Source organism: Sphingobium sp. LMC3-1-1.1, assembly GCF_040676285.1.
Classification (GTDB): Bacteria; Pseudomonadota; Alphaproteobacteria; order Sphingomonadales; family Sphingomonadaceae; genus Sphingobium.
The window spans coordinates 109,908-122,073 of sequence record NZ_JBEGHQ010000045.1 but is presented as its reverse complement, the minus strand read 5'-3'; the positions used below and the strand labels follow the sequence as shown (position 1 = coordinate 122,073).

At 65.1% G+C, this 12,166-nt stretch carries 14 protein-coding genes; 7 read left to right on the top strand and 7 right to left on the bottom strand.

The window, feature by feature from the left end; translation table 11 throughout:
• The first annotated feature begins 29 nt into the window (after positions 1 to 29).
• Genes coaBC through MRBLMC3_RS18075 form a run of 4 tightly spaced genes read left to right on the top strand, consistent with a single transcriptional unit; the run spans position 30 to position 2,851 of the window.
• Entirely contained in the window at positions 30 to 1,286 is a 1,257-nt protein-coding gene (gene coaBC / locus MRBLMC3_RS18090; protein WP_363831039.1) for a bifunctional phosphopantothenoylcysteine decarboxylase/phosphopantothenate--cysteine ligase CoaBC, read from the top strand.
• Positions 1,261 to 1,722 carry a dUTP diphosphatase gene (dut, locus tag MRBLMC3_RS18085; protein ID WP_363739350.1) on the top strand — a complete coding sequence of 154 codons (462 nt, stop codon included), beginning with the start codon at positions 1,261 to 1,263 and terminating at the stop codon, positions 1,720 to 1,722. The genes coaBC and dut overlap by 26 nt, the downstream gene beginning before the upstream one ends.
• Entirely contained in the window at positions 1,722 to 2,498 is a 777-nt protein-coding gene (locus tag MRBLMC3_RS18080; protein ID WP_363831037.1) for a HesA/MoeB/ThiF family protein, read from the top strand. Before dut ends, MRBLMC3_RS18080 begins: the two co-directional genes overlap by 1 nt.
• On the top strand, positions 2,486 to 2,851 hold the full coding sequence (locus MRBLMC3_RS18075; protein WP_363831034.1) for a DsrE/DsrF/DrsH-like family protein: 366 nt from the start codon (positions 2,486 to 2,488) through the stop codon (positions 2,849 to 2,851). The genes MRBLMC3_RS18080 and MRBLMC3_RS18075 overlap by 13 nt, the downstream gene beginning before the upstream one ends.
• Before the next feature lie 101 nt (positions 2,852 to 2,952).
• On the opposite strand, the gene MRBLMC3_RS18070 is transcribed toward MRBLMC3_RS18075, so the two are convergent.
• From MRBLMC3_RS18070 to MRBLMC3_RS18060, 3 genes are all read right to left on the bottom strand, one after another.
• On the bottom strand, positions 2,953 to 4,026 hold the full coding sequence (locus MRBLMC3_RS18070) for a M48 family metallopeptidase (protein ID WP_363739354.1): 1,074 nt from the start codon (positions 4,024 to 4,026) through the stop codon (positions 2,953 to 2,955).
• Positions 4,027 to 4,031: 5 nt separating this feature from the next.
• A complete protein-coding gene (locus tag MRBLMC3_RS18065) occupies positions 4,032 to 5,108 on the bottom strand; it encodes a YjgN family protein (protein WP_363831031.1) in 1,077 nt (358 codons plus the stop codon).
• 122 nt (positions 5,109 to 5,230) lie between these two features.
• Entirely contained in the window at positions 5,231 to 5,668 is a 438-nt protein-coding gene (locus MRBLMC3_RS18060; protein ID WP_363831028.1) for an ExbD/TolR family protein, read from the bottom strand.
• Positions 5,669 to 5,857: 189 nt separating this feature from the next.
• Here MRBLMC3_RS18060 and thrS point away from each other — a divergent pair, with 189 nt between their 5' ends.
• Together thrS and infC are read left to right on the top strand one after the other, a co-directional pair.
• Positions 5,858 to 7,855 (top strand): threonine--tRNA ligase, encoded by a 1,998-nt coding sequence (gene thrS, locus MRBLMC3_RS18055; protein ID WP_363831236.1) that lies wholly within the window; start codon positions 5,858 to 5,860, stop codon positions 7,853 to 7,855.
• 218 nt (positions 7,856 to 8,073) lie between these two features.
• Positions 8,074 to 8,607: a translation initiation factor IF-3 gene (gene infC, locus MRBLMC3_RS18050; RefSeq protein WP_133653427.1), complete on the top strand. Its 534-nt coding sequence runs from the start codon at positions 8,074 to 8,076 to the stop codon at positions 8,605 to 8,607.
• Between the two features lie 131 nt (positions 8,608 to 8,738).
• Here the strand turns inward: infC and MRBLMC3_RS18045 are convergent, their stop codons facing one another.
• The 4 genes from MRBLMC3_RS18045 to gluQRS all read right to left on the bottom strand — a co-directional run bounded on the left by MRBLMC3_RS18045 (position 8,739) and on the right by gluQRS (position 11,452).
• Positions 8,739 to 9,611, bottom strand: a complete 873-nt coding sequence (locus MRBLMC3_RS18045) for a GGDEF domain-containing protein (protein ID WP_363831025.1) — start codon at positions 9,609 to 9,611, stop codon at positions 8,739 to 8,741.
• A 138-nt stretch (positions 9,612 to 9,749) separates the two neighbouring features.
• Positions 9,750 to 10,319: a cob(I)yrinic acid a,c-diamide adenosyltransferase gene (locus MRBLMC3_RS18040; RefSeq protein WP_363831022.1), complete on the bottom strand. Its 570-nt coding sequence runs from the start codon at positions 10,317 to 10,319 to the stop codon at positions 9,750 to 9,752.
• A 13-nt stretch (positions 10,320 to 10,332) separates the two neighbouring features.
• Positions 10,333 to 10,566, bottom strand: coding sequence for a twin transmembrane helix small protein (locus tag MRBLMC3_RS18035; protein ID WP_133653424.1), 234 nt, complete (start codon positions 10,564 to 10,566; stop codon positions 10,333 to 10,335).
• A 10-nt stretch (positions 10,567 to 10,576) separates the two neighbouring features.
• Entirely contained in the window at positions 10,577 to 11,452 is an 876-nt protein-coding gene (gene gluQRS, locus MRBLMC3_RS18030; RefSeq protein ID WP_363831019.1) for a tRNA glutamyl-Q(34) synthetase GluQRS, read from the bottom strand.
• Positions 11,453 to 11,576: 124 nt separating this feature from the next.
• On the opposite strand from gluQRS, the gene MRBLMC3_RS18025 reads away from it, so the two are divergent.
• Positions 11,577 to 12,143: an HNH endonuclease gene (locus tag MRBLMC3_RS18025; protein WP_025549923.1), complete on the top strand. Its 567-nt coding sequence runs from the start codon at positions 11,577 to 11,579 to the stop codon at positions 12,141 to 12,143.
• Positions 12,144 to 12,166 lie beyond the last annotated feature (23 nt).

Here is a 12,166-nt window from a genome sequence, read left to right as displayed (position 1 = left end):
CGCGTCGCTTGACCAAATGATGGCCAGTCATGACCAAGCGCATCCTTCTCATCGTGTCGGGCGGCATCGCGGCCTACAAATCGCTGGAGCTGGTGCGGCTGTTGCGCAAGCGAGGCATCGCCGTGCGGGCGGTGCTGACGGAGAGCGCCGGGAAATTCGTGACGCCGCTGTCGCTGGGCGTGCTGACCGAGGATCATGTCTATGGCGACATGTTCGACCTCAAGGAAGAGCGGGAGATCGGCCATATCCAGCTTTCGCGGCAGGCCGACCTGGTGGTGGTCGCGCCGGCGACGGCGAACATACTTGCCAAGATGGCCGGCGGCATTGCCGATGATCTGGCGACCACGTTGCTGCTGGCGACCGACAAGCCGGTGCTTGCCGTCCCAGCGATGAACGTGCGCATGTGGCATCATGCGGCGACGCAGCGGAACGTTGCCCAGCTCAAGGCCGACGGCGTGCATGTGATGGAACCGGACAGCGGCGAAATGGCCTGCGGCGAATTCGGCAAGGGCCGTCTGCCCGATCCCGAGGCGATCGCGGCGGAAGTGGCGCGGCTGCTCGCCCGGCCGCTTGCCGCCGATCCGCTGGCAGGGCAGCCGGATTTCGAGACGGCGGATGCGCCGCTTGCGGGACGGCATGTGCTGGTGACGGCGGGGCCGACGCATGAGCCGATCGACCCGGTCCGCTACATCGCCAACCGATCCTCCGGCAAGCAGGGCTTTGCCATAGCGGCCGCAGCGGCGCGGGCAGGCGCGCGGGTGACTTTGGTGGCGGGCCCCGTACATCTGCCGACGCCAGCGGGCGTAAGCCGCGTCGATGTGGAAACCGCGCGGGAGATGCTGGCGGCGGTGGAAGCCGCGTTGCCGGCCGATGCGGCGATCATGGTGGCGGCCGTCGCGGACTGGCGCACGGCCGATGCCGCGGATCAGAAGCTCAAAAAGGATAGCTCCGGCAAGCCGACACCCTTGGCCCTGGTGGAGAATCCCGACATCCTCGCCACGCTGGGCCGGCATGCGAAGCGTCCCAACCTGCTGGTCGGCTTTGCCGCCGAGACGCAGAAGATCGCCGAACATGCGCAGGCGAAGCTGGCGCGCAAGGGCGCCGACTGGATCGTCGCCAACGATGTGTCGGGCCCACCCGGCTCCAGCGTGATGGGTGGCGATTCCAACAGTGTGCACATTGTTTCGAAGGATGGCGTCGAGAGCTGGGACCATCTGCCCAAGGATGCCGTCGCCACCCGTTTGATAGAAAAGGTCGCCCATGTCCTCTCCTCTTCCGCCCATTGAAATCCGCCTGAAGCGCCTGCCCCATGGGGAGGGTCTGCCGGTGCCGGCCTATGCCACGGCGCATGCGGCGGGGCTGGATGTCGTGTCGGCGGAGGACGTCACCCTCGCGCCTGGCGGCCGGCATGCGGTGGCGACGGGTTTTGCCATGGCGATTCCGGAAGGTTATGAAGTGCAGGTGCGGCCGAGATCCGGTCTGGCGCTGAAACATGGCATCAGCCTGCCCAACACGCCGGGGACGATCGATGCGGATTATCGCGGCGAGTTGAAGGTCATATTGATCAATCTGGGCGAGGAACCCTTTGTGATCGCGCGGGGCGACCGGATCGCGCAACTGGTCGCCGCGCCGGTGCAGGTGGCACGCTTCGCCGAGGTCGAGGAACTGGACGAGACGGCGAGGGGCGCGGGCGGCTTCGGATCGACGGGGGTGCGTAACTGATGGCATCCCTCCCCCTCACCGACGATCAGCTTGAACGCTATGCCCGCCATATCGTGCTGAAGGAGATTGGCGGCGCGGGCCAGGCGCGGCTGTTGTCGGCGGATGTGGCGATCATCGGTGCGGGCGGGATCGGCAGCCCGGCGATCCTCTATCTCGCGGCGGCAGGGGTCGGGACCATCCGGGTAATAGACGATGATATCGTCGCCCTCTCCAATCTTCAGCGGCAGGTGCTGTTCGACACCGACGCGATCGGCGCGTCCAAGGCCGAAAGCGCGATGGCGGCCGTTGCGCGGCTCAATCCGGACGTGAAGCTGATCCCGATCAATGCCCGTATCGATGCGGACAATGCCGCGCTGATGCTGCGGGACGCGGATGTGGTGCTGGACGGTTGCGACAGTTTCGCGACCCGATTGGCGGTGGCTGATTGCACGCAAAAGATGAGGATTCCACTGGTTTCGGCGGCGGTCGGGCCATTTGAGGGACAGTTGGCGACCTATCGCGGCTGGGAAGCGGGCAAGCCCTGCTATCGCTGCCTTGTCGGATCGCCGGAGGATGCGCCGGAGCGGAATTGTTCCGAAACGGGCGTGATCGGGGCGTTGACGGGCGTGATGGGCAGCCTGGCGGCGCTGGAGGTGATCCGCGCGCTGGTTCCCTTTGGCGAAGATATGGCGGGGCGCCTGCTGCTCGCCGACCTGCTGTCGATGCGGTTCCGGACCGTGGCGGTGCCCAAGGACGCCGCCTGCCAGGGCTGCGCCGCGGAACTATGCGCGAACTGAGGATCGTCGTCGCGACGGCGGATGCCGAGCGGCTGCGCGGCGCATTGGTGATGGCGGCGACCCAGGCGGCGCTGGGCGGCGGCGCGGTCCTGTTCCTGCAACTGGATGCGGTAGGGCTGTTGCGTATGCCCCTGGCAGCGCCCCTTGACGAAGCGCATCGGTCGGCGGGCCTGCCCTCGCTGGCGATGCTGATCGAAGAGGCGGTGGAATTGGGCGTGACCCTGCTCGCCTGTCAGAGCGGACTTGTGCTTTGCGGCATGTCGGCGGACGATCTGCCCAAGGGTGTGGAGGTTGGCGGGCCGGTCGGGTTCCTGCAGCAGACGAGCGACGAGGCCCGGCTGATATTCGTGTGAGGTGGCTGGCCCGTTCATGGGGCCGGGAAACGGGCGGTCTGCTGACGACAATTGTCCTGGAGCATGTTTTCCGAGCCGTCAGGGCTGAATGTCGATTCGTCCTAGAAGGACTGGCCCCAGAATTTGGCGACCTTCGGATCGCTGGCGCAGGAGGTTCGCAGCGCCTGCCATTGCGCCTGATCCAGCGCCGGTCGGTAAGCTGTGCCCGGCTTGACGGCGGCGGCGAAGCGGCGGCGGCGTTCGGCGGAGAGCGGATGGGAGGAAAGCCAGCTCATCGCCCGCGCTTCCGTGCCTTCGTCCTTGCCGCCGATCCGATCGAAGAAGGCGGCAGTCGCGGCGGGCGAAATCCCGGCGGCGCGCATCTGGTCGATGGCGACCCCGTCCGCGGCAGACTCCGCGCCGCGGCCGTAGCTCAGCGACAATACGCCGTTCAGATAATTGCCCGCATTGCCCCCCGCGCCGCCCAGCACGACGCTGAGGCCAAGCTGGCGGATGAGGCCCGTCATCGTGTCGCGGTGGCGCACATGGCCCAGTTCATGGCCAAGCACGCCCGCGACTTCATCGGCGGACTTTGCCTGCTGGACCAGCCCGTCGAAGAGGATGATCCGTCCCCCCGGCAATGTCACCGCATTCACCATCGGAATATTGGCAAGTGCGATGTCGCGGGCCTCATGGCCCGGGTCGATCCGTGCCGCCAGTCCCCTGAGCGCGGCATCGCCCGCCGGCGTGTGGCAGAAACGGCCGCCGAAATCGCCCACCATGGCGTCGCCCATCCGGTTCTCCCAGGCGTGCGGGACGAGCGGGGCGATGGCGGCGGGTGCCTCGAGCGCGCCCCAGATGATGAGAGCGGCGGCGATGGTGAAGACGGCGGCCGCCGGCCACAGGCCGAAGCGGTCGATCCAGCGGCCATAGCGTTCGCCCTTCGGCAAATGGGTGGCGATGTCGGCTGGCGCTTCGCCGGAAAAGCCCATGCGCCAGCCGGGAACCGTCTTATGGCCATAGGCGGAACGATCACCCTGCAGGCCGATGACGGTGAGGTCGCTCCAGTCGGCGGGCAGGCCCGCCCAGCCGCTTTCCGGCTCCTCCAGCACAAAGCCCGTGCCGGCGGGTCGCAGCAGGACTTCGCGCCGGACCGCCGTCACGCCGTCATAATGCCAGAGCCGGAAGTCGGACATGCGGCTCAGAAAGCGCCCACGTCGAGCGCGTCCAGCAGGCCCTCGCCATGGCGGCTGGTCTTCGTCTGCGACTGGGTGAGTTCGTCGGTATAGATGGTGCCGGTCACGCCCATATGGGTGACGAAGAATTTCCAGTGCCGATATTGCAGGAAGATCGAACCGACGCCGAGCGTGCAGACCACCAGCGCAATGTCACCCAGGAACAGCAATATCCAGTCCCTGGTCCGGGCGTAGAAATGGAAGTCGAGGCCGGTGAGCGACAGCCCTTCCACCGCTTCACGGAAGAAGCTGGCGTAGAAGGCGAGCGCGATGAGGCCGAGCCCCAGATAAAAGACCAGCACGAGCGCGATGATGCCTATTATGACCCCGGCCATGCGGGAGCCCACATTGTCCTGCCCCGGAAAGCCCACCATGGCGACCATCACCCCTCCGCCCACGAACAGCAGGATCGGCAGGAGGTAGAAGAGCAGGAAACGCCTGAAGGTCGGGCCGTGATCGCCCGCGGCTTCGAAGGCATGCGGGCCGAAGCTCATCTTGTTCCAGCGCTCGTTCCACAGCGACATCATCGACCAGGGGATGAGCAGTCCGAGAGCCAGGCTGCCCACTGCGGACTTCCACATATAGGAAATGCCGTAGCCAAAGCCCTGATCGTCGCTGCCGCCCCGGATGCCGTGCCACCATGTCCGGCTGAGCCGGTAGCGCAGCGCGCGGAAGCGGGCGAGGCCGACCATGTAGAAGATCGTCACGAACGCCGCGAGCGTCAGTATCGCGGCTATCCCCTGATGCCCCTGGAGGATCAGCGCCTGCGCGCCGAATTGCAGGAAGAGGAAGGGCAGGCCGATCAGCACGACCACCATCAGGAAGCCCAGGAACAGTTCCTTGCCCGTGCCCGTCCATTCCAGCCGGTCGTCGATGAAGCGCGTATTCGCCCAGAGATAGCGCCGCGTGCGCGTCGTCGCCCAGAAGCGGTAAATGCCCAGCGTGACGATCGTCAGCAGCAGGTTGGTGAAGGCGATCGGCGCATAGTCGCGCCAGTTGCCCTCGAAAGCGAAGCCGTCGCCGCCTATGCGTTCCTGATCCATGATGCCCCCCCCTTTGGTCCCCGGTGGGAGAAGACTATGCCGGGGACCGTCGGTCAAGGGGTTTCATGGTTGTATGGAATGCTATCCCGCTGAAATCAGGCGGATCGGCATTTTACGGGTGATCAGAAGCTGGCGTAGCGTTCATTGCCGATGAAGCCGAGCTTCGTCACGCCTGACCGGCGGATGTCGGCCAGCACTTCATCCACCGTCACATAGCGGGCGCCGGCATCGGGCTGGAACTGCAGCTCCGGTTCGGCAGGCAGGCGCAGCGAGGCGGCAAGATATTGGCGGAGCGTCAGCCGGTCGACGGCCCCGCCGTTCCAGCGGATGGTGCCGTCGGCATCGATGCCGACCCCGTTCTTGACGGTGTCGACCGGTGGTGGGATCAATTCCCTGGGGGTCTGCGGCAGGTCGACGCCGACGCTGTGCGTCTGGATCGGGATCGTGATGATGAACATGATCAGCAGCACCAGCATCACGTCGATCAGCGGCGTGGTGTTCATGTCCGACATTGGCGTTTCCCCGTCGCCCGGCCGGGGTCTTGCGAAGCTCAAGGCCATATGCATCCCTCCTGTTGAAATAATGATATAACAACACATGCATGATGCACCGACTGCGATGCACTGACAAGAGGGCTTCTCTGGCAAGAGGGCTTCTATTGACAGGGCGGGCGGCCCATTTATGGGGAAGGCGCGGCCCTTTTCGGCTGCGCAACCTGCATTTCAACAGAAAGACCCCCCGTGTCCGCCATGCTCAAGATAACCCTGCCCGATGGTTCCGTGCGTGAAGTCGCGCCCGGCACTACCCCGGCGGACATTGCGGCGGCGATCGGGCCGGGCCTGGCCAAGGCTGCCATCGCCGCGCGCGTCGATGGCGAACTGCGCGACATCATGCGGCCGCTGGAGGCCGACGCGCAGCTGGCGCTGGTGACGGCGAAGGACGAGGCCGATGCGCTGGAACTGGCGCGGCACGACTTTGCCCATGTGCTGGCCGAAGCGGTGCAGGCGCTTTTTCCGGGGACGCAGATCACCTTCGGTCCGGCGACGGACGATGGTTTCTATTATGACTTCGCGCCCCCGGTCGTCGAAGGAAAGCAGCGGCCCTTCACGGAGGAAGACCTGCCCGCCATCGAGGCGAAGATGCGGGAGATCATTGCCGCCGACAAGCCGCTCAGGCGCGAAGTGTGGAAGCGCGAGGAACTGATCGCGCGCTGGCGGGCGGAGGGCGAGACGTTCAAGGCCGAATGGGCAGCCGAGTTGCCCGACGGCGAGGAACTGACCGTCTATTGGTCGGGCGGCGACTGGCTCGACATGTGCCGCGGACCGCATCTGGCCTCGACAGGCAAGCTCGATCCGGCGGCGTTCAAGCTGACCCGCGTGTCGGGCGCCTATTGGCGCGGCGACCAGAAAAATGCGATGCTTTCGCGCATCTATGGCACCGGCTGGCTCAATCGTAAGCAGCTCGACGCGCATCTGACGCGGCTGGAGGAAGCGGGCAAGCGCGACCATCGCAAGCTGGGTGCGGAGATGGATCTGTTCCACCTTCAGCAGGAAGCGCATGGCAGCGTCTTCTGGCACCCCAAGGGTTATATCATCTGGCGCGAACTGGAAGCCTATATGCGCCGTGCCATCGATGCGGCGGGCTATCGCGAGGTGAAGACGCCGCAGGTGATGGACGCGCGCCAGTGGGAGCAGTCGGGCCACTGGGGCAAATATCGCGAAAATATGTTCGTCATCCCCGACGAAGTGCCCAATGTCGCGGATGAAGGGCCGCTGGTGTCGGACGATGCCGACTGGATGGCGTTGAAGCCCATGAATTGCCCGGCGCATGTCCTGATCTTCCGCCAGGGGATCAAGAGCTATCGCGACCTGCCCTTGCGTTTCTACGAAAATGGCTGCTGCCATCGCAACGAGCCGCATGGGGCGCTGCATGGCCTGATGCGCGTGCGCCAGTTCACGCAGGACGACGCGCACATCTTCTGCCGCGAGGACCAGATCGTGGAGGAGGTGCGGGCCTTCTGCGCGCTGGCCGACCGCATCTACAAGGATTTCGGCTTCACCTACTCGATCAAGCTCGCCCTGCGTCCGGAAAAGCGCTTCGGAAGTGATGCGATGTGGGACCAGGCGGAAAATGAACTGCGCGACGCGGTGGCGGCGGCGGGTCTCAACACGCCCGAATTTGGCTGGGAGGAACTGCCGGGTGAAGGCGCCTTCTATGCGCCGAAGCTGGAATGGCACCTGACCGATGCGATCGGGCGGACGTGGCAGGTCGGCACGATCCAGTCGGACCGGGTGCTGCCGGAGCGGCTGGACGCATCCTATGTGGGTGAGGATGGCGAGCGGCATCGGCCGGTGATGCTCCATCGCGCGATCTTCGGCTCCTATGAACGGTTCATCGGCATCCTCATCGAACATTATGCCGGCCGTTTCCCGCTCTGGCTCGCGCCGGTGCAGGCGGTGGTGGCGACCATCGTGTCCGATGCGGACAGCTATGCGAGCCATGTGGTGGAGAAGCTGCGGGCGGCTGGCATCCGTGCCGAAACCGACGTCCGCAACGAAAAGATCAACTACAAGGTGCGCGAGCATAGCCTTGCGAAAGTGCCGAATCTGCTGGTCGTCGGCCGCCGGGAGGCGGACGAAGGGACGGTGGCGCTGCGCGAGCTGGGCAAGGAAGGGCAGAGCCTTCTTTCTCTCGATGATGTCATCGCCCGTCTTGCAAAGGAGGCACGGGCACCCGATATGCGGTGAGGCAGCAATGCCACATGGGACCGGCAAATCAGCGATTGCGGACTTGCCGGCCCTTTCGGCTTTGCGCTAGAGGCTGCTCCGATTGAGTCGGATCACTCTCTAGCTCGTCTTTTGCCGTATCCGCGATCGGTTGGTTGTTCCGGCTGATCGCAAAATGCGCGGGAGTCCGCCGGAGCCGTTTCGTAATTGCCATAGGAGAAGCCACTATACGTCCCCCGATGATGCGCCGTCCCATGGCGCCGCCGCCGAAGTCCGGTCCCCGTTACAACGAGTTCATCAACGTGCCCAAGGTGCGCGTGATCGATGACGAAGGCGAAAATCTGGGCGTGATGTATACGCAGGAAGCGATCGAGCGCGCCTATGAGCTGGGGCTGGACCTGGTCGAGGTGTCGCCCAACGCCGATCCGCCGGTGTGCAAGTTCCTGGACATCGGCAAGTACAAGTACGAGGCGCAGAAGAAGGCGAACCTTGCCCGCAAGACCCAGAGGACGCAGGAGATCAAGGAGATCAAGATGCGTCCGAACATCGACGATCATGACTATGATACGAAGATGAAGAAGGTCCATGACTTCATCGGCGAAGGCGACAAGGTGAAGATCACCTTGCGGTTCCGTGGCCGTGAATTGTCGCACCAGCAGCTGGGCATGCAACTCCTCCAGCGCGTGGCGGAGAATGTAGGCGAGATCGCGAAGGTCGAAGCCTATCCCCGCATGGAGGGGCGCCAGATGCTGATGGTGCTGGCGCCGAAATAAGCTTGCCGATTTTCGGTGGTCTTTGTCGGGCGGGGTCTGGAAGCAGGCTCCGCCTGAACTGTTTCCGATGCGGCTTCTGGATGACCCTTGAGGTGGTCTCGGCATGGATCATGCCGATTGAGGGCCGGGAATTACCGCAGGCTGACGGCGGGCCGCTCGGCGCGCTGGATCTGGCCGCGGCCCGAATTTTTCGCGCGATAGAGCGCCTCGTCGGCCTTGCCGATCGCCGTCATCACCGGGCCGCCCCGCCAGGCGCATAGCCCGACGGAGAAGGTGATCGGTTGTCCGTTCACCGTGCCCACGGGCTCCCGCCGCATCCGTTCCGCAATGCGGGCCAGCGACCAGCTTGCCTCCTCCTCTATGGCGTCCTGATAGAAGATCGCGAAAGCCTGTCCGGCCCAGCGGGCGATGATGTCGACGCGACGGGTCTGCGACGACAGGCGCGTGGCGAAATCGACGAGCACGCGATCGCCTTCCTCATGACCGAGCATCTCGTTGACCTGCGTGAAATGGTCGAGGTCGATGATCGCGATGCAGCCCTTGCGCCCGGCCAGCGGCAGCGCGTCGAGCTGCGCCAGGAAGCCGCGACGGTTGGGAATGCCGGTCAGCGCATCCTCATTGGCCGCGATGTTCAGTGCGTCGATCTGTTCGCGCGTCGTGGCGGCGGGGCCGCGCACGCGGTGGAAGAGCCTGGTGGAGATGTCGCTCATTTCCCGCAGCGTCGGTGCCCAACGCTTGCGTTCCGGCTGCTCCACCGGGTTCAGCGCGTTCACCTGCCCGTGGAGCGGGTCCAGCAGCGCGCCAATGCCGATCAGCGCTCCGGCAGCGCCCGCCATGGTCGCCAGCGTCAAGATGATGAACTCCGCCCAGGCGATCCGCCCCGTCGCCGTGCCCCACAGGATATAACCGAGCAGCGGCAGATGAGTGGTCGCAAGGCAGAGGGTCAGGAGGCGAAGCCGCAAGGGGCGGGGGAAGATGAAAGAGGTCGCGAGGTAGAATTGCATCCCTGGGCCCTGTCGTAGCGATCGGGCCAAAATTGGGGTGGCGCGTAAAGAGGCGGTGAAGCAACAGGGTTAACGCCTGGCGCAGGGACGAACCGTGCTGCCCATGAGTCGAATGGCGTCGATTGCCGGGAAATCGCTTCAGCGCGACGCGCCCGGCACCCATTTGACATCGCCCGCACCATTGCCGTTAAGGCGCCGTGCCATCACGAACAGCAGGTCGGACAAACGGTTGAGATAGGCCAATGCCTGCGGATTGATCGCGACCTCGACGGCTGCGGCGGTGGCCGAGCGTTCGGCGCGGCGGGCGACGGCGCGGGCCAGATGTACGGCGGCGGCAGCGGGCGAGCCGCCGGGCAGGACGAAGCTGTCCAGTGGGGCCAGATCGGCGTTCATCGCATCGATCTGCTGCTCCAGCCGATCGACCTGGGACGAGACGATCCGCAACGCCCAGGGTTCGTCCTCCCCCTCCGGCACGGGTGTGGCCAGGTCGGCGCCCAGGTCGAACAGGTCGTTCTGGATGGTCGTCAGCCAGCCCGCCTCCGGCCTGTCGCCGATCGCGATGACGGCGAGGCCGATGGCGCTGTTCGCCTCATCGACGTCGCCTACCGCCTGCATGCGCGGCGCATGTTTGGGCAGGCGGGATCCATCCACCAGCCCGGTCGTGCCCGCGTCCCCGGTGCGAGTGTAGATCCTGTTCAGCTTCACCATGACGGGCGGGCGCTCAGCCGTGGCCCTTCATCAGCAGCAACAGCGCCACGATGATCACCGCCACTGCCTGAAACAGGATGCGGTTCATCATCATCCTGTTCTGCTTGAGGCTGGATGGACTGGGTCCGCCTTCCGGCGAGTTCAACTGTTCCTTGGTCGCCTGCAGAAAGGCGATGATTCCCCGGATCAGGGCGAACAGGGTGGCGCCCATGGCCAGGATGAGGGCGATGACGAGCAGCGTGTTCATGAGATCGAATCTAGGCGCTGCCCAGGGAAATGCCAATCGGAAAGCGCGCATGGCGCAGATCGTCGGCCAGGCGCTGCGGGTCCATGCCCTCCGCGCGCAGATCGGCCAGGCCGATCGATCCGGCGCGCTTGGCCAGCCGCCTGCCGTCCGGTCCGACCAGCAGGGGATGGTGGGCATAGAGGGGGGAGGGCAGGTCGAGCAGCGCCTGGATCAGGCGGTGGATGTCGGTCGCGGGGCGCAGATCCTCGCCGCGCAATATATGGGTCACGCCCATCGCCGCATCGTCCAGCGTGCAGGAAAGATGATAGCTGGCGGGCGCATCCTTGCGCGCCAGCACGACGTCGCCCGCGGCAAGCGGTCCGGCAGGGACGGCCGTTGCCGCATCGTCATTCGGCGGGAAGGGCAGGGCATGCCATTGCAGCGGGCCCGCCCGCGCGACCGCCTGCGCCATGTCGATCCGCCATGCATGGGGATGGCCGGCCGCGATCCGGCTTGCCCGATGCGCATCGTTCAGCCCGCGACATGTGCCGGGATAGACCGGCCCCTCCGGCCCGTGCGGCGCCGTCGCGCTGGCGGCGATGTCGGCGCGGGTGCAGAAGCAGGGATAGAGCAGGCCCATGGCCTTCAGTCGTTCCAGCGCCGATTGATAATGGTCGAGCCGCGCCGACTGGAACACGATGTCCCCGTCCCAGGCGATGCCCAGCCAGCGCAGATCCTCGACGATGCCGGCGACATGCTCCGGCCGGCTGCGGGTGCCGTCTATATCCTCGATCCGCAGGCGGAAGGACCCGGCCCGCGCCCGCGCCAGGTCCATGGCCAGCAGCGCCGACCAGCCATGGCCGACATGCAACCTACCCGTGGGGCTTGGCGCAAAGCGAGTCACCATATGCTGTGGTCGTGCCGATTGAGTCATACAGGCCCTTGACGGGATGGGGTCGATGATGCTGTCATGCTGTCGTCACCTTTCTGATCGATCAGGGCGGTGGCGAAAGGGGGTTGAAGGGTAATATATGTACCATCCCGACCTGATACGACATCCGGAAAACTGTCCGGCTTTGGTCCTGAATGCGGACTACACGCCTTTAAGCTATTATCCGTTGAGCCTGTGGCCCTGGCAAACCGCCATCAAGGCGGTTTTTTTGGATCGGGTGGACATCGTCGCCAGCTATGAGCGGCAGGTGCACAGCCCCAGCGTCCAGATGCAGATACCTTCCGTGATCGCGCTGAAGCAATATGTGAAGCCGTCGGAACATCCCGCCTTCACCCGGTTCAACCTGTTCCTGCGCGACAAGTTCGCCTGCCAATATTGCGGCTCCCCGAACGACCTGACCTTCGACCATGTCATTCCGCGGCGCGCGGGCGGGCGGACGACCTGGGAAAATGTCGCCACGGCCTGTTCGCCCTGCAATCTGAAGAAGGGCGGGCGGACGCCGAAGGAGGCGCATATGCAATTGCATGTGACGCCGATCCGTCCGACGAGCTGGCAATTGCAGGAACATGGCAGGGCCTTCCCGCCCAACTATCTGCACGAAAGCTGGCACGACTGGCTCTATTGGGACGTGGAACTGCTGGCGTAAAATCCCTCGCCGGAGGGGATGCC